This is a genomic window from Corallococcus exercitus, assembly GCF_042231735.1.
Lineage (GTDB): Bacteria > Myxococcota > Myxococcia > Myxococcales > Myxococcaceae > Corallococcus > Corallococcus exercitus_B.
The window spans coordinates 3,514,706-3,531,230 of the sequence record NZ_CP102577.1; the positions used below are offsets into that span (position 1 = coordinate 3,514,706).

Genomic DNA, 16,525 nt, shown 5'->3' on the forward strand with positions numbered 1-16,525 from the left:
CATTCTAACCGCGCGTCCCGCCCGGGGCAGCGCCAGGGGGGCCGGCCGGCGGGGCCGCTGGACGCCTGCCCCTGCGGATCAGCGCCACGCCCCAGAGCAGCACGGCGGCCAGGCCCGGCCCTCCGGCGGAAGCGCCGCAGCCGGTGCCCTTCCCGTCCGCCACGAGCTTCAGGCCCGGGTCCTCCGGGATGCGGCACTGGGTGGGCGGCAGGCCGCGCGGATAGGCGGAGCAGAAGCCGGCCGCGGAGCCCGCGTCGATGACCCGCTTGGACGTCTCACCCTGCGAGGCGGTGGCCTCCATGGTGGAGCCCGCGGAGAAGACGTGGTCCAACCCGACGACGTGGCCAATCTCGTGCGTCATCGTGTTCTGCACGTCCGTGGCGACGCAGTCGGTGGACGGGGCGGCCGAGCACGGCGGCCCGTTCACGGTGGTGAACAGGAAGCTGGGGCCGTAGTCCGTCTCCGCCGCGTTGAGCTCGATGTCCGAGTCCACGACGGAGCCGTCCTTGAAGCTGAACGAGGACGTGGTGAGCCCGATGGTGGCGCCCCCGTGCGCCCAGCACTGGTAGACGTTGCCGCACGTCTCCTCCTGCCAGCACGCATCGTCCGGCGGGGCGACGTCCTGGCAGTTGCGCTCGCGGAAGGTGACGACGTTGTAGTTGTCGAAGGGGTGCTCCTCGTCGTAGCCGACCGCGATGGAGCGCTTCCAGTCCTCGCCGCGGATGAAGCGGAAGTCGCTGCACGTCGCGGACAGCGCCCGCCACCCGTCGAAGGCCGCCTCGATGGCGGCGATCTCCGTGTCCCCGGGCGTGCGCGTGCTGCCGGCCGCGTCCAGGTGGTAGACGTAGTCACGCCCCGGCCACACCAGGCACAGCGGCCGGCCCGGCACGAGCGTGCGCTTGTAGTCCTGCTGCGCGCCCGCTGCTCCCGCGCACAGCAGCACTCCCAGGAGCAGCAGGCGACAGCTCACCGCGCACCCCGCCGGCGGCGAAGCAGCAGCGAGGCGGCGGCCAGCAGCGGCAGCGCGGCCAGCCCGCCCGTCGCCGCGGTGCAGCCATCCCCGTCGCCATCTCCGTCGCCGTCCCCATCCCCGTTCCCATTGCCGTTCCCGCCCGGCACCGGGAAGCAGGGCTGGCTGGCGCTGCCCTTGGGGTACGCGACGCACACGAAGTTGCGCGAACCGGAGTCGATGTTGCGCTTGGACGTCTCCCCCGGCGGCGCGCTGGGGTTCATCGTGGAGCCCGTCGCCAGCGTGTGGTCCAGGCCGACGAGGTGGCCCACCTCGTGGGTGGCCGTGTTCTGCACGTCCGTGTCCACGCAGTCCGGCGTCGCCACGATGCCGCACGGCCCGCCGTTGCCGGTGGTGAAGTTGAAGCGCGCGGCGTTGAAGGAGATGTCCGAGTCGTAGACGATGCCCGTGCGCTCGTCGTACGTGGTGAGCGTGATGGCGATGGTGCCGTCGCTGTCATCCCAGCAGTCGTACGTGTTCGCGCACGTGTCCTGGGTGAAGCAGGCGTTGTTGGCGTCCACGACGTCGCGGCAGGCGCGGCCCCGGAAGAGGATGAGGTTGATGTTGTCGCCGGAGCGGTTGTAGCCCACCGTCCGGGAGTCCACGCGCGGGCCCTCCACCAGCGACAGGTTGCCGCAGCTGCTGAAGACGTCCTGCCAGCTCTGGAACGAGCGGGTGATGGCGTCGAACTCCGTGTGGTTCGTCACCTTCGGGTTGCCCACGGAGCTCTGCTGCCAGTTGACGCGCGACTGCGTCCAGTACAGGCACTGCGTGGTCTCGTCCCCGGGGGACACCCGGCTGCGCACGTACGGCGCGGAGCTCTGTCCCATCACCGCCGCCAGCACCACCCACGACGCGAGCGCGCCCATCACTTCGTCCCCTTCTTCGCGGGCGCCGCCTGCTGCGCCTGGACCGCCGCGCGCACGGACGCCTTCAGCTCCTCCAGCGTCACCGGCTTCGCGTTGGACACCGTCTCCTGGCGCGTCTTCGGATCAATCAGCACCGCGTCCCCGGTGGACGCCGGGACCGCCATCGCGCCCGGGCCGGCGCGCTGCACCTGGTACTTGCCCTGCGCCATGCCGGAGAGCTGGAACGCGGACGCGCCGCGCTTCTCCAGGAAGACGACGACCTCTTCCCCTTCGGAGAAGGACGCCAGGCCGCTCACGACCTGGCCGATGTCCCCCACCCGGCCCCCCGGCTGGGTGACGAGCACCGTGCCGCCGGGCTGCCCCTTGAGGGCCTCCGTCACTTGAATCTCCACATCGGTGACGATGCGGTGCTTGTCCCCACTCCAGCGGCTCTGCACGCGCCGGACGACGCCCTGCACCACCGTGTCCGACGTCTGTGCCATCTGGGGCAGGTCCGCCCGCAGCATCGTGGTGGCCCCCACCGGCAGCCCTCCGAGCAGGGTGGCCAGCACCACCGTGCGAACCGCGTGTCGAATCGACATGGAAAGTCTCCTTGCCCGCGCAGCCTAACCCCAAGCGGGCGGCTTGCGTTGACCCTCGTGCACCCGTCCTGCTATCGCGCGCCTGCTCATGGCTCCGTCAAAACCCCGCGTCCGCTTCGCTCCGTCACCTACTGGATACCTCCACATCGGAGGCGCCCGGACGGCGCTCTTCAACTACCTCTACGCGAAGCGCTACGGCGGCACCTTCGTCCTGCGCATGGAAGATACGGACCAGGAGCGCTCCACGCCGGAGTCCGTGAAGGCCATCCTGGATGGACTGAACTGGCTGGGCCTGGACTGGGATGAAGGCCCCGGCAAGGAGGACCCGAAGTACGGTCCCTATTTCCAGACGCAGCGCCTGGACACGTACCGCAAGCACGCGGACCAGCTCATCGCGGAAGGCAAGGCCTTCCGGTGCTACTGCACCCGCGAGGAGATCACCCAGCGCCGCGAGGCCGTGGAGAAGCAGAAGGGCCAGGGCTCCTACAAGTACGAGGGCACCTGCCACGACCTGAAGGCGCCGCCCCCGGGCAAGACGCTGCAGGACGCCGTCATCCGCTTCCGCATGCCCGCGGGTGAAGGCACCGTGTCGTTCGACGACAAGGTGCTGGGCACCATCACCAAGGCGTACTCGGACCTGGATGACTGGGTGATGATGCGCGCGGACGGCATCCCCCTCTACAACTACGGCTGCGTCATCGACGACCACCTGATGGAGATCGACCTGGTGGCGCGCGGCCAGGAGCACGTCAACTCCACGTTCCCGCAGCTGATGCTCTACCAGGCCCTGGGCTGGACGCCGCCGGCCTTCGCGCACCTGCCGCTCATCCTGGGGCCGGACCGGGAGAAGCTCTCCAAGCGCAAGCACCCGGAAGCGGACGTGATGCTGCACAAGCGCACGGGCATCATGCCGGAGGCGCTGCTCAACTTCGTCATCCGCCTGGGCTGGAGCCACGGCAACGACGAGGTCATCACCCGCGAGCAGATGGTGGAGTGGTTCGACTTCGACGGCGTGGGCAGCACGTCCGGCGTGTGGAACCCGGAGAAGCTCCAGTGGCTCAACCAGCAGTGGTTCAAGCTCTTGCCCCCGGCCGTGGTCGCGGAGCGGCTGGTCCCCTTCCTGGAGGCCCGCGGCTTCCAGGCGAAGGGCGATTCTCGTCTGGAGCCGCTGGTGCTCGCGCTGCGCGAGCGCTCGCGCACCCTGGACGAGATGGCGAACACCGCGTCCATCTACTTCAAGAGCGGCGTCACCCTGGATGAGAAGGCCGCCGCCAAGCACCTGAGCGGGGACTCGCTCCACCTGCTGCGCCAGGCCCGCGAGAAGCTGGCCGCCCTGCCCGCGTGGACGGTGGAGCCGCTGGACGGCGTGGTGAAGACGGTGAGCGAGGCCGCCCAGGTGGGCATGGGCAAGGTGGCCCAGCCCCTGCGCGTCGCCATCACCGGCAACACCACCAGCCCCGGCATCGGTGAGACGCTGCTGCTCGTGGGGCGCGAGGAAGCCCTCCAGCGCATCGACGCGGCGCTGGCTCGCGGGACGTGAGATTGGCGGTGGACGCGGGCATCGCCGGGCCCTATCTTGGCCGGCGATGACGCGACCGCTTGACAGCCTGAGACCGCATTTCTATAAGGCGCGCCCGCTCGGGGCGGTGCTGCTCGCCCTCTGGGCAACGGCCTCTGGCGCCGAGCTGGTGAACGGCGCCCAGATTCCGGATGGTGCCCAGAAGGTGGGCGAGAACCGGTACCGGGCTTCGCGCGACTTCGAGGCGACGCTCGACTACTACAAGAACGTCTACCCGACCTCGAGCTACCCGAGGCGGTCAGTCGTCAACCAGCCGGGCGTCAAGGCCGTGCACATCTCCAACCCCTCCGGGAAGAACTTCGAGGGGCTGAATATTTACGAAGCGAACGACGAGGTTCGCATCTATGTCGTCCCGCTGCAGGGGGCGGCGAAGCCGGCGAAGAAGAACGAAGGCAAGCCGGTCAGGAAAACGAAGTAGTTGAAGTCAGCAGCAGAAGTCGGTAGTAGAAGCGCCCGCAACACGCAGCCGCGGCACGCAGCGCCTTGGGGAATCGTCTAACGGCAGGACAGCAGACTCTGACTCTGCTTATCTAGGTTCGAATCCTAGTTCCCCAGCTGAAAATCTCCGGTTGACTGGTCAGAACGGAGAATGTAGGAAGCAGCAGCAGAAACGAAGCGGTTGTAGGGAAGCAAGCCGGCCCTGTCGTCTAGTGGTTAGGACGGAGCCCTCTCACGGCTCAAACTCGGGTTCGAATCCCGGCAGGGTCACACTGAGACGCCCACCTTCGGAAACGAAGGTGGGCGTTTCGCTTTGCGGGCCTTGCTCTGGCGCCGGGCCCTGCCCTTCCGCCCCCTGCCTCCGGTGGTGGCCGCGCCCGTGCCCCTGGACGCGGCCCGGAAGCGCGGGCGCTCCCTCCCCTTCAGTTCGTGGTCGCGATGCTCTGGCGGAAGGTGTCCAGCGCGGCGGTGAGCCGCTGCTGGGCGCGCTGGATGCCCCGGCGCATCAGCAGCATGCGCACCTTCTCCGGCAGGACGCGGGTGGCGTTGGCCTGGCCGTAGCCCACCAGGTCCATGCGCAGGGTGATGGCCTCCAGCAGGTCGCTCAGGTCCGCGTCGGCGCCGGCCAGCAGCACCACGTCCGGGGAGCGGCCCTGGAGCCGCTCCGCCAGCGTGTGCCACTGCGGGTCTCCGGTCTCCACCACCACCACGTCCGCGCTCTCCAGCTGGGGCGAGTACGGCGGCAGCTCCACCACCTCGAAGTCCGCTTCCCGCAGCACCTTCACGGCTTCCGCGCTGCCCACCACCGCGACGCTGCCGGTGTGGCCCATGCGCACCGCCTGCTCGTAGTTGCGCAGCTCCGTCTCCAGCGCTTCGTGCGCGGGCTCCGGGGCGTCCCGGCCCGCGTCCAGCAGCGCCGCGGCCTGACGGGCCATCTCCCGGGCACCGTCGCGCGTGCGCACCCGCTCCGAGCGGCGCTCCAGCGCGGCGCGCACCTTGGCGCGCAGCACGCGCAGGTCATCGAAGGGCTTGACGATGTAGTCGCTGGCGCCGGCGGCGAACGCGGCGATGACGGACTCGGAGCTGGCGTAGGCGGTGATCATCACCGCCTCCAGCGCGGGCTGCATCCGCCGCGCCTCCGCGATGAGCTCCACCCCGCCCATGCCGGGCAGGTTCTTGTCCGTCACCAGCACGTCGAAGCGCTGGTCCTTCAACAGGACGAGCGCCTCTTCGGCGCTGCCCACGGGGGAGACGATGAGGTCCGCCTCGCGCGCCAACAAGCGCACGCAGATGTCGAGCACCACCGGCTCGTCATCCACCAGCAGCACCTTCGAGGCGAGCGTCCCCCGCCCTTCCCCTTCACCTTCGCCGGTCTCGAACGGGAGATCCATGAATTGGGAGGATCGCACAGCTCACGTCCAACTTCGAGGGTGGGAAACAGGCGCGCCCACTATGCTCGCCGAGTGAGCTTCGAAGACGCGCTCCGGGAGAACCGGGTGCCCCCACGGCTGGGCGACGTGCGGCTGTTCTACGACGGGGGCCGGCTGGTGGGTGAGTCCCTGCCGCCGGCCTGGACGCTGCGGCTGTTGCCCACCCTCCTCGTGGCCCTGGCCGCGGTGTGCACGGGGGTGGGGCTGCTCCTGCTCGTCCTGGACAAGGCCCGCACGCCCGGCGCCGCGACCCTGCTGCTGGTGCTGGCGGGGGGGCTGGTGGGCGGCGCGCTGGTGATGGAGGCGCGGCTGCGGCGGCGGCGCTTCGTGCTGCACTTCAAGACGGAGTCCCTGCGGCTGGAGACGCTCGCCTGGGCCCCCGGCGCGGCGCGCACGGAGACGCTCCCCTTCGACGACGTGCGCGCGGTGCACATCCTCCAGCCGCCGAAGGGCGGATACGCACTGGTGGTGGAGTACGGCCCGGAAGCCGCGCCCCGGCGCGCACTCCTGGTGCGGGACGTGCGGCCGCAGGAGAGCGACACCCTCTACCGGGTGTGGCGGCTGCTGCACAACGCCTTCGGGCTCAAGGGAGCGGGGCTCGCTTGAAGGTGAGCTCGATTTCGGTGCCCTCGCCCGGCGTGGACGACAGGCGGAGCTGACCGCCGAACTGGGTCACCAGCTCGCGGCAGATGGACAGGCCCAGCCCCGTGCCGATGCCCACGGGCTTGGTGGTGAAGAGCGGCTGGAACACCTTCTCCTGGAGCGCCACCGGGATGCCGCAGCCGTTGTCCGACACGGTCAGCATCACGTCCTCGTCGCGCGCCGCCCACCGCACGTCGATGCGGCCCGGACGGTCCGTGCCCTCCATGGCCTGCGCCGCGTTGACGATGAGGTTGAGCAGCACCTGGCACAGCTTCACCGGCCCGAAGACGATGCGGATGGGCTCGCCGCTGCTGGTGAGCCGCGCCCGGTCGCGGACCTCCGCTCGCGCCAGCTTCACCGCGAAGGAGACGACTTCCGCCACGTCCGCGGTGGCCTCCATGTCCTCGCCCCGCGCCTGCGCGCGCAGGCCCAGCGCCACCCCGCGCAGGTGGCTGGCGCCCTCGGACAGGTCCTTGATGAGCGACGGCAGGTCCTCGATGGTGGAGGACACCTCCGCGTCCGGATCCGTCGCCAGGTGGCGCGACACGTACTGCACCACGCGCTCCATGTCGCGCTGGAGCGAGGACACGTTCTGCGTGAGGTAGCCCACCGGGCCCATGAGCTCGTGCGCGATGCCCGCGGTCACCTGCCCCAGCGTGGCCAGACGCTCGGACTTCATCATCCGGCCTTCGACTTCGCGGATGCGCAGCTCCAGCCGGGCAATCTTGAGCGCGTCCTCCAGCGCCGCCAGCAGCTCCGCGCGGTCCCACGGCTTGACGAAGTAGCGCGTCACCTGGCCGCGGTTCACCGCGTCGATGACGGCCTGCATGTCCGCGTACGCCGTCACCAGCATGCGCTTGGCGTCCGGCGCGATGGTGCGCGCCTTCTCCAGGAGCTCCACGCCCGTCATCCCCGGCATGCGCTGGTCCGACAGCACCACGCCAATCTCCCCGCGCCGCTGCTCCAGCAGCGCCAGGGCCTCGTTGGGGGACGAGCACCGGAAGATGCGAAACCGCTGCCCGAAGTTGGCGTCGAACACCCTCAGGTTGAGGGCGTCGTCGTCCACGTACAGCACGGCGGGCAGGTCCGAGGCGTTCATGGAGCTCCTCCAGACCATGGCTTCCTCATCCGGAAGACAGGCTGGTCGCGCCGAAGATAACGCGCACGTCCGACCGCGCGCCTGGGGGTACCTTGTACCCAGGCCGTAAGCGAACGTCGCAAACAGCACGTCACCTCGGACTGAGGCGTCAGACGGAGGCGTTCCCGAGCGCGAGCGCCACCGTGTCCACGGAAGGGAAACGGCCGCGGGGCAGCGTCCCCAGGAGCGACACCACGTGCGGCGGCGCCTCGTTCTCACGCGCCACCCAGACCAACTGCTCCGCGGTGAGCGGGAACACCGCGCCGCGCAGCGCCTGCTGCAGCGAGTGCGCCAGGGACACCACCGGAGTCAGGGGGGCCGGAGACCGCTCCACCTCCTGCAGTCCAAGTCCCAGGCGCTCGCGAGTCATGTCGTCGTTCATTGAGTGAGAAGTTAAGCAGCGAACCGCTCCGGCTGCCGACCTTTTTTCGCCGTCCGAAGGGAGTCAGGCAGGCAGGCGCTCTGCTCCTCCATCCCACCGGGTGGCCGCGCAGGTGTGGGCATCCCACCGTACCGCCACGGAAGTTCCATCCACGCCCCCGTTTTCCGGGGAGGAGTGACGCACCATGGCGGACAAGAAGAACGAGGACGTGAAGCCCGTGAAGCACGTGCAGGCCACCCGCCCGGACCCGTGGCCCGGCATCCAGGGCCGCAGCCAGGAGCACGAGGAGGACCTGGAGACGGGCACGAAGCGCGCGGACCAGGCGGACGTCACCGAGGCGCAGCGCAAGCTGGAGAAGGACGTCGAGTCGGACGAGCCGACGCGGGAGTAGCCCAGGCCGGGCTTTCGCCCCCGTGCGTGTCGCACGGGGGCGAAGCCAGCGGACCGCTCGACCGCTAGAACAGCAACCGCGAGGGGTGCTCCAGGAGCCCCTTCAGCTCGCGGAGGTACTCCGCGCCGGTGGCCCCGTCGATGACGCGGTGGTCACCCGACAGCGTCACCGTCATCATCTTGCGCACCGCCAGCTGGCCGTCACGCACCACGGCCTTCTCCGCCACGGCGCCCACCGCGATGATGGCGGACTGGGGCGGGTTGATGACGGCGATGAACTGGTCGATGCCGTACATGCCCAGGTTGCTCACCGTGAGCGAGCCGCCGTTGTACTCGGCCGGCTTCAGGGCGCGCTTGCGGGCGCGCTCCGCCATGTCGCGGGACTCGGCGGAGATGGCCTGCAGGCCCTTCAAGTCCGCGTCGCGGATGATGGGCGTGATGAGGCCGTCCTCGATGGCGACCGCGATGCCCACGTCCACGGTGCCGTAGTGCAGCACCTGGTCGCCCTGGAGCGACACGTTCATCTTCGGTGAACGCCGCAGCGCGATGGCCGCCGCCTTCACGATGATGTCGTTGACGGACACCTTGAGGTCCAGCGCCTTGGCCTCCTCGCGGATCTTCACCGCGGCGTCCATCTCCACTTCCACCGTGAGGTAGAAGTGCGGCACGCCGGGCTTCACTTCCGACATGCGCTGGCCAATGACCTTGCGCATGGAGGACATGGGCACCGCCTGCGGCTCCGGACGCGTGCCGAAGGCGCGAACCTCCGGCGGGGCTCCGGCCTTCTTCGCCGCCGGCGCCTGCGCGGGAGCCTTCGCCAGGCCCTGGCCCAGCGCCTGCTCCACGTCGCGCTTCACCACGCGGCCCAGCGGACCCGTGCCGCGCACCTGGCTGATGTCCAGCCCGCGCTCCTGGGCCATGCGCTTCGCCAGCGGGCTGGCGCGCAGCCGGCCGCCCGCGCCGGAGGCCTGCGGAGCCTGGGGCTCGCGGCGCAGCGGAACGACCTGTCCCCCGGCGGGCGCGGACGGAGCCGCGGCGGCGGGAGCCTGGGCAGGCGCCTTGGGAGCGGCCGCCGGAGCGGACGCGCCGGCCTTGGCGCCCTTGGGCGTGAGGAACGCGATGGGCGCGCCGACCTTGGCCATGTCGCCCGCCTGCACGCTGATGCGCGCGAGCGTGCCGTCGTCGTACGCCTCCACCTCGAGGTTGGACTTGTCCGTCTCCACCTCGGCGATGGCGTCTCCGGAGGAGACCTTGTCCCCCTCCTTCTTCAGCCACTTGACGATCTTCCCCTCCGTCATCGTCGGAGAGAGGGAGGGCATCAGGATGGCAATCCCCTCGCCCGCGCCGCTGGCGGCGGGAGCCGGGGCCTGCTCGGGAGGCTTCGGGGCGGCGGCGGGAGCGGCGGCCTTGGGGGCCTCCGTCTTCTGCGGCGCGGGGGCAGCAGCAGCCCCGCCCGTGGCCTTCTCACCCTTGGCGCCGAGGAAGCCGATGGGCGAACCCACCGTGGCGACCTCGCCCTCGGGCACGGCGATTTCAATGAGGTAGCCGTCGTCGAAGGCTTCCACCTCGAGGTTGGACTTGTCCGTCTCCACCTCGGCGATGGCGTCTCCGGAGGAGACCTTGTCTCCCACCTTCTTCAGCCACTTGACGATCTTCCCCTCCTTCATCGTCGGGGAAAGGCTGGGCATCTGAATGGGCGTCGCCATACGCGGTCAGGCTCCCTCGCGGTACAGGACCTTCTTGATGGCGGCGATGATCTTGGGCGCGTCCGGCTGGGTCGCGTTCTCCAGGTTCGCCGCATAGGACATGTTCACATCCAACCCGGTGACGCGCACGACGGGCGCGTCCAGGTCGTCGAACGCCTGGGACTGGATGAGGTCCACCACGGACGCGCCGACACCGGCCAGCGCCCAGCCCTCCTCGCAGATGACCGCACGGTTCGTCTTGCGCACGCTCGCGAGGATGGCCTCCTCGTCCAGGGGGCGCAGGGTGCGCAGGTCCAGCACCTCCACGCTGATGCCTTCCTTCGCCAGGGCCTCCGCGGCCTCCATGCAGAAGTAGTACATCCGGCTCCAGGTGATGAGCGTGACGTCCGTGCCCTCACGCTTCACGTCCGCCTTGCCCAGGGGAACGATGTGCTCGCCCTCCGGCACCTCGCCCTTGATGGCGTAGAGGCGCTCGCCCTCGAACATGACCACCGGGTTCTCGTCCCGGATGGCGCTCTTGAGCATGCCCTTGGCGTCCGCCGGGGTCGCCGGGGCAATCACCTTCAGGCCGGGGAAGTGCGCGTAGTTGGCCTCCAGCGCCTGGCTGTGCTGGCTGGAGAGCCGGCCGCCCGCGCCACCCGGGCCGCGGAACACGATGGGGCAGCGCAGCTGGCCGCCGCTCATGTGGCGCAGCTTGGCCGCGTTGTTGACGATCTGGTCCATCGCCAGGATGGCGAAGTTCCAGGTCATCATCTCCACCACCGGGCGCAGGCCCACCGCCGCCGCGCCCACGGACAGGCCCGTGAAGCCCAGCTCGCTGATGGGCGCGTCGATGATGCGCGCGCTCCCGAACTTGTCCAGCAGGCCCTGGGACACCTTGAACGCGCCGTTGTAGCGGCCCACTTCCTCGCCAATGAGGAACACATTGGCGTCGCGCTCCATCTCCTCGGCGAGCGCCTGGTTCAACGCTTCGCGATACATCAACTCGGGCATCGTCGGCTCCGAACTCGAATCTCGAAAGGGTTGTGGCTTGGGGAGGCGTGAGCGCTAGCGGCTCAGGCCCGCCTTCTTGTCCGCCTGCTCGGCCTCGGCGCGGGGCTCCAGGTCCCAGGTCACCTTCAGCTCCTGGCCCGACGGGTACTTCGGCCAGTTGGTGACCTTCACGCCCAGCACGCGCTCGCGCGGGCGCACGTCCTCCTCGCCCGGCTCCACGATGGTGTCGCGCCACAGCTCGTCCACGCTGGGCTCGGGCGACTCGTCGGCGAACTTCACCGCCGCGTCCACCGCGCGCTTCTCCTCCTCCTCGATGGCCTCGAAGTCCGCGTCGGTGAGCTTGAAGCCCTGCTTCATCGCGAACTCGCGCAGCTTGGGGATGGGGTCGTTCTTGCGCTCGTCCTCCACCTCCTGCTTGGTGCGGTAGTTCGCCGGGTCCGCCATGGAGTGGCCGCGGAAGCGGTACGTGTTCGCCTCCATCAGCACGGGGCCCTTGCCCGCGCGGCAGTACTCGGCGGCGTCCTTCACCGCCTCGTACATCTTGAGGACGTCCATGCCGTCCACGGCCTCACCGCGCATGCCGTACGCGGACGCGCGCTTGTGGATCTCCGGCACCGCGGACGTGCGCGCGATGGCCGTGCCCATGCCGTAGCGGTTGTTCTCGCAGATGTAGATGACCGGCAGCTTCCACTTCTGCGCCATGTTGAAGGTTTCGTGGAAGGCGCCCTGGTTGGCGGCCGCGTCGCCGAAGAAGCACACCGTGACGCGGTCTTCGTTGCGGTAGCGGCTGGCGAAGGCCATGCCCGCCGCGAGCGGAATCTGCCCGCCGACGATGCCGTAGCCCCCGTAGAAGTGGTGCTCGATGTCGAAGATGTGCATCGAGCCGCCCTTGCCCTTGCTGTAGCCGGAGCCCCGGCCGAACAGCTCCGCCATGATCATCCCGGCGTCGCTGCCACGCGCCAGCGGCTGGCCGTGGTCGCGGTAGGCGGACAGCATGTAGTCATCCGGGCGGATGGCCTCGTTGCAGCCCACCGCCACGGCTTCCTGGCCGATGTAGAGGTGACAGAAGCCGGCGATCTTCCCCAGCGTGTACTGCTGGCCGGCCCGCTCCTCGAAGCGGCGCAGGAGGTACATCTTCCGGTACATCGTCAACAACAAGTCCTTCGAGTACGCGCTGGCCACCGCGGCATGCCTCCGTCTGGGCCGCCCCTGGGGACCCGAGGGGGAAAGGGCGGCGAACGCCGTGCGCCTCTTAGCGCGCGGCAAAGGGACTTCCAAAGCCTTTCAGAAACCGTCGTCCATCACGCCTTTCTTTCAGGCGCGGTGCGTCACGTCCTCCAAGGCGAAATGCGGCACCGACACGATGCCATCCTTCAACTCCACGGCCCTTCCCGAGTGGTCCGTGGCCAGGTGGATGACCGTCGCCTCCGGGAAGCGGTGGCGGTAGTCATTGGCGTGCGTGGGTTCATTGTCGAACGCAGCCACCACGGTGCCCATGCGGCCCAGGCGCGCGTGCGCCTCGCGCTTGAACGCGTCGTCGTCCTCCGTGAGCGTGGGCTTCATGACGAGGTGCACGCGCCCGTCCGTCCCCGGGGGCGTCACCATCCCACAGCGCGCCAGGCACGCCACGGTGCCCTCGCGCATCGCCTCGTGGCGGCCGGTGAGGTAGACGACCTGCGCGCCCGTGGCGGCCACCGCCTGGGTGAAGGCCGCCGCCCCCTCGATGGCCTCGTCGGAGACGCAGTAGGCGCTGGTGAAGAAGCGCTCCTGCCAGAAGGCCCTCGCGTCCGCGTAGCGCTGCTCGACTTCCGCGTCCGCCATGCCGCACGCCCGCATGGCGGCGCGCATGTCCCAGCCGGTGTCCCAGTGGCGGGGCTCGCACACGGAGAGCAGGCCCAGCGACCGGGCGTCGCCGTACTCGCGCAGGATGCGCGCCTGGCGGGGCCGGTTGTCGAAGAGGGTGGAGTCCAGGTCGAACGCCAGGACCGCCTGGGGGCCGAGCGAGCGGGCCTTCTCCAGGATGCCCTTCAGCGTGTCGCGCCAGTCCGGCCGCACGCGTTGCTTGAGGTCTTCAAAAGCCATGGACGCCGGAAGATACATGCCCCCGGCGCCGGGCTGGCCATCAAATCACGCGCCCGCGCGCCACGCGGCCGGCTGGACGGGCACCGACCCCGCGGGCTCCGCTGACGCCGCCTGCGCCGGCGCCAGGGCTTCAGGGGCCCGGACGAAGTTCTGCATGCGCTGGATGCCGTTGCGGTCCAGCACCAGGCGCACCAGCTGCGCGGATTCCTTGCGCACGCCCGCCTCCATGACCGTGAAGCGGAACACCAGGTCCACCGGATAGCGCTTCGCGCCCCGGATGTGGCCCACGGAGAAGTCCTCCAGGTCCACGTACTCCAGCGCGAACTCCGGCTCGTCCATGTCGCGCAGGAAGCGCCCCACGTGCAGCCGCAGGATGTCCGTCACGCCGGTGAGGCCGCGCTCGGAGCGGGGCAGCAGGCGCGCGTCCAGCACGATGCGCTTCTGGTAGCGGATGACGGCCTCTGACAGCTCCCCCTGGGACACGGTGAGGAAGTCGTCGTGCAGCCGCAGGGAGGACACCGCCTGCGGCACCTTCACCGCCGCGCCGTAGTCCACGCGCTCCTCGCAGATGCCGATGGCGCGCGCCGTGACGGGGTCCACCAGGTCCGTGGTCCGGTCGTACAGGTGCGTGGCGGCCACGCGGCTGAACATGCGCCGCAGGCCTTCCTTGATGCGGTCCTTCATCATGTAGCCGACCACGGCCACCAGGAAGAAGTTGAGGCTCACCTGCGTGAAGCGCACCTGCGCCCAGAGCGCCACGGACGTGGCGAACGCCATGGCCACGCCCGCCGCGATGGCGAACAGCACCTCCTCCCAGCCCTGCCGCCGCTGACGCCGGCGCGAGGACAGGAAGAGCACGTTCATGCAGAACTTCTTCAGGAACCCCAGCCGCTGCATGTACTCCTCGTTGTCCCCGGTGGGGCTCAACACGGAGCGCAGCCGGTGCTCCTTGCGGTAGGACTCCTCGCGCAGCACCGCCTCCATCAGCCCCTTGCGCAAGGGCAGCCACGGCCCCGTGCGCGGCAGCGCGTCCATGTCCGCCACCGCGCGGCGGAAGAACTGCTCCACCAGCAGGCTCACGTACTCGTCCACCAGCCGCAGCGACGCGCGCGTCTTCTCCTGGAGCTTCGCCTCCCCGGTGGCGCGCAGCCACGCGCGGAAGCGCTCCAGCACCACGGGCACGGACTCCCCCGCCTGCCGGACCACCGACTCCAGGTCCACCCTTCCCGCCTCGCCGGCCTTCGCGTCACAGCGCGTCTCCACCGTGGTGGCGAACCGGCGCAGCGCGCCGCGCAGCACGCACGAGAAGAGCTTCGCCTGGTAGACGACGTCCGCCTCCGGCGCCAGCCCCGTGCGCTGCCACGCCTCCAGCTTCACCAGCGGCGAGCCCTCCGACGACAGGAGCTCCCCGAGCCCCATCACCGGCGTCTTGAAGCGCACGTAGTTGTGGATGTCCGCGTAGAAGTCCGCGCGCGGGTACGTCTCCGCGTCGATGTTCAGGCTCGACGGCAGGAAGAGGTAGGCCTCCACCAGGTAGCGCGTCTCGTCCGCGCCCGTGGGCTGGTACTCGAGCTTGATCTCGAACTGCTTGCGGTCGTGGACGTCGAACCGGCTGTGGAGTGCTTCAGGGGCCTGGGACACAAACTCCAGTCTACGTCACAGGCCTGTCACACGGGAGCCACCCCCACCTGGGTACAGGGGCGCGTCCGGGGCGGTACACCCGGAGCGCTCCCGTGGGGCCTCAACCGTTGGTGCCCGTACGAGACGTCCCGCCCGGCACGGCGCCCGGGACGACGTCGCCCACCGGCAGGGGCGCGGCCTTGGGCTGGGGCTTCGCGTTCCACACCCGCGACGCCAGCACCAGGCCCAGCACGGCCAGGGGCAGCATGGCCAGGGGCCACGGCTTCCAGTTGGCCGGGTCCTTCATGGCGTCACCCGTGGGAAGAATCTTCCCGTAGACGAGCGCGTGGATGGCGGTGCCCGCGTACACCGCGCCGTCGATGATGCCCACCACGATGCCCGCGTTCTTCTTGCCGCCGAAGTCCATGGTGGCCGTGCCGGACAGCATGCCGTGCACGCCGATGACGCACAGGGACATGAACACCACGGACCAGCCGGCCCCGGCCGTTCCCAGGAGGAACACCGCGCCCACCGCGCCCAGGAGCAGGCCCGCGTAGAGCACCGCGGACACGGGGCCCCGGCGCGAGTCGAAGATGCGGTCGCTGATGACGCCCGCGAACATGCCGCCCAGGATGCCCGCGACGCACGACAGCATGCCCCAGTTGGAGGCCACGAAGCCGCCGGACTCCCCCACCGCCTTGGCGTACTTGGGGAACCACTGCATCACCGCGTTGCGCAGGAAGCCGCTGCAGAACTCCACGCCCAGGATGATGAGGATGACGCGGTTGCTCAAGAGCTTGCCGAAGAGCTGGGGCACGCTGAGCGCCGGGCCCGTCTCCCCGCTGGACGCATCCGCCGTGTCGAAGTCCGGGTGGCCCGTCTGGGACGGCGTGTCGCGGATGACGAAGGAGTCCAGCACCAGGAAGCCCAGGAGCATCGCCGCGGGCACGAAGAAGACCCACCACACCGGCGCCGCGTCCGCGATGAAGCGGCACCAGTCGAACGCGAAGTACAGGCCCAGCGAGATGAGGATGCCGAAGACGCCGCCCAGCTGGCCGCGCTCCCGCACGTGGAACCACGACGCGTTCACCTTGACGATGGAGACCGCGCCGAAGCTCTGGAAGTACATGTTCACGCTGTAGAGGAACGCGAGCCACGCCACCACGCCGCCCGGCGGGGCCCAGCCGTTCTTCAGCACCGCGTACACCAGCCCGCCCATGGCGATGTTCGCCGCCGCGGAGCCGCCCGCGGACAGGAGGATGGTGAAGCGGCCGCCCAGCTTGTCCGTCAGCGGGCCGTTGAGGAGGAAGGCCGCGCCGTACGTGAGCGTCCCCCAGAAGAAGATGGTCGCGAAGTCCGCGTTGGACGTCTGGGCGCCCATGGCGCTCGTCGCCACGTTGACGTTGTAGCGCCCCATGTAGAGGAACGCGTACGTCAGGCCCAGGGGGAACCAGTTGAAGAAGCGGCGGCGGCGGAACGCATCGCTGTGCCCCAGCTCCACCTTCGGGAGCCGCGAGAGCACCAGGCCAATGGCCCCGAGCAGGATGACGATGGGCAACAGCTGGGCCAGCCACGGGGGCAGCGACGACATGCGACGAACCTCGCCTGGAGGAGGAAACGGAACGGGGCCGCACCCTACCCCGTCCCTCCTCACCCCGGAAACAGC

General features: G+C 69.7%; 16 protein-coding genes and 2 tRNA genes. 6 read left to right on the forward strand and 12 right to left on the reverse strand.

Going from position 1 to position 16,525, the window contains the following annotated elements:
• Window positions 1–4 precede the first annotated feature (4 nt).
• Genes NR792_RS13500 through NR792_RS13510 form a run of 3 tightly spaced genes read right to left on the reverse strand, consistent with a single transcriptional unit; the run spans window position 5 to window position 2,459 of the window.
• Window positions 5–970: a myxosortase-dependent metalloprotease, MXAN_2677/MXAN_2678 family gene (locus tag NR792_RS13500; RefSeq protein WP_375760450.1), complete on the reverse strand. Its 966-nt coding sequence runs from the start codon at window positions 968–970 to the stop codon at window positions 5–7.
• Window positions 967–1,878 carry a myxosortase-dependent metalloprotease, MXAN_2677/MXAN_2678 family gene (locus NR792_RS13505; protein ID WP_375760451.1) on the reverse strand — a complete coding sequence of 304 codons (912 nt, stop codon included), beginning with the start codon at window positions 1,876–1,878 and terminating at the stop codon, window positions 967–969. Before NR792_RS13505 ends, NR792_RS13500 begins: the two co-directional genes overlap by 4 nt.
• Window positions 1,878–2,459: a hypothetical protein gene (locus NR792_RS13510; RefSeq protein WP_375760452.1), complete on the reverse strand. Its 582-nt coding sequence runs from the start codon at window positions 2,457–2,459 to the stop codon at window positions 1,878–1,880. Before NR792_RS13510 ends, NR792_RS13505 begins: the two co-directional genes overlap by 1 nt.
• A gap of 88 nt (window positions 2,460–2,547) precedes the next feature.
• Here NR792_RS13510 and gltX point away from each other — a divergent pair, with 88 nt between their 5' ends.
• The 4 genes from gltX (at window position 2,548) to NR792_RS13530 (ending at window position 4,746) form a co-directional block, all read left to right on the forward strand.
• Window positions 2,548–3,999 carry a glutamate--tRNA ligase gene (gene gltX / locus NR792_RS13515; RefSeq protein WP_375760453.1) on the forward strand — a complete coding sequence of 484 codons (1,452 nt, stop codon included), beginning with the start codon at window positions 2,548–2,550 and terminating at the stop codon, window positions 3,997–3,999.
• Between the two features lie 46 nt (window positions 4,000–4,045).
• Entirely contained in the window at window positions 4,046–4,456 is a 411-nt protein-coding gene (locus tag NR792_RS13520; protein WP_375760454.1) for a hypothetical protein, read from the forward strand.
• Window positions 4,457–4,522: 66 nt separating this feature from the next.
• Window positions 4,523–4,593: transfer RNA gene (locus NR792_RS13525), tRNA-Gln, on the forward strand.
• A gap of 81 nt (window positions 4,594–4,674) precedes the next feature.
• Window positions 4,675–4,746, forward strand: a tRNA-Glu gene (locus NR792_RS13530).
• Window positions 4,747–4,898: 152 nt separating this feature from the next.
• Here the strand turns inward: NR792_RS13530 and NR792_RS13535 are convergent.
• On the reverse strand, window positions 4,899–5,867 hold the full coding sequence (locus tag NR792_RS13535) for a response regulator (protein WP_375760455.1): 969 nt from the start codon (window positions 5,865–5,867) through the stop codon (window positions 4,899–4,901).
• Window positions 5,868–5,939: 72 nt separating this feature from the next.
• Between NR792_RS13535 and NR792_RS13540 the strand changes: the two genes are divergently transcribed.
• A complete protein-coding gene (locus NR792_RS13540; protein WP_375760456.1) occupies window positions 5,940–6,512 on the forward strand; it encodes a hypothetical protein in 573 nt (190 codons plus the stop codon).
• Here the strand turns inward: NR792_RS13540 and NR792_RS13545 are convergent.
• Together NR792_RS13545 and NR792_RS13550 are read right to left on the reverse strand one after the other, a co-directional pair.
• Window positions 6,490–7,647, reverse strand: coding sequence for a sensor histidine kinase (locus NR792_RS13545; protein WP_375760457.1), 1,158 nt, complete (start codon window positions 7,645–7,647; stop codon window positions 6,490–6,492). The genes NR792_RS13540 and NR792_RS13545 overlap by 23 nt on opposite strands.
• A gap of 148 nt (window positions 7,648–7,795) precedes the next feature.
• Window positions 7,796–8,056 (reverse strand): DUF2795 domain-containing protein, encoded by a 261-nt coding sequence (locus tag NR792_RS13550; RefSeq protein ID WP_375760458.1) that lies wholly within the window; start codon window positions 8,054–8,056, stop codon window positions 7,796–7,798.
• 196 nt (window positions 8,057–8,252) lie between these two features.
• Here NR792_RS13550 and NR792_RS13555 point away from each other — a divergent pair, with 196 nt between their 5' ends.
• The gene (locus NR792_RS13555) at window positions 8,253–8,459 is read left to right on the forward strand and encodes a hypothetical protein (protein WP_375760459.1); all 207 of its coding nucleotides are present in this window, start codon (window positions 8,253–8,255) and stop codon (window positions 8,457–8,459) included.
• 64 nt (window positions 8,460–8,523) lie between these two features.
• Here the strand turns inward: NR792_RS13555 and NR792_RS13560 are convergent, their stop codons facing one another.
• The 6 genes from NR792_RS13560 to NR792_RS13585 form a co-directional block, all read right to left on the reverse strand.
• Entirely contained in the window at window positions 8,524–10,164 is a 1,641-nt protein-coding gene (locus NR792_RS13560) for a pyruvate dehydrogenase complex dihydrolipoamide acetyltransferase (protein ID WP_375760460.1), read from the reverse strand.
• Between the two features lie 6 nt (window positions 10,165–10,170).
• Complete coding sequence (locus NR792_RS13565; RefSeq protein ID WP_014398167.1) at window positions 10,171–11,157, reverse strand: pyruvate dehydrogenase complex E1 component subunit beta; 987 nt, start codon at window positions 11,155–11,157, stop codon at window positions 10,171–10,173.
• A gap of 54 nt (window positions 11,158–11,211) precedes the next feature.
• On the reverse strand, window positions 11,212–12,339 hold the full coding sequence (gene pdhA / locus NR792_RS13570) for a pyruvate dehydrogenase (acetyl-transferring) E1 component subunit alpha (RefSeq protein WP_120529933.1): 1,128 nt from the start codon (window positions 12,337–12,339) through the stop codon (window positions 11,212–11,214).
• Window positions 12,340–12,471: 132 nt separating this feature from the next.
• Window positions 12,472–13,239 (reverse strand): hypothetical protein, encoded by a 768-nt coding sequence (locus NR792_RS13575; protein ID WP_375760461.1) that lies wholly within the window; start codon window positions 13,237–13,239, stop codon window positions 12,472–12,474.
• 45 nt (window positions 13,240–13,284) lie between these two features.
• Window positions 13,285–14,880, reverse strand: a complete 1,596-nt coding sequence (locus tag NR792_RS13580; RefSeq protein WP_375760462.1) for a hypothetical protein — start codon at window positions 14,878–14,880, stop codon at window positions 13,285–13,287.
• Window positions 14,881–14,980: 100 nt separating this feature from the next.
• Window positions 14,981–16,450, reverse strand: a complete 1,470-nt coding sequence (locus NR792_RS13585; RefSeq protein WP_375760463.1) for an MFS transporter — start codon at window positions 16,448–16,450, stop codon at window positions 14,981–14,983.
• Between the last annotated feature and the right edge of the window lie 75 nt (window positions 16,451–16,525).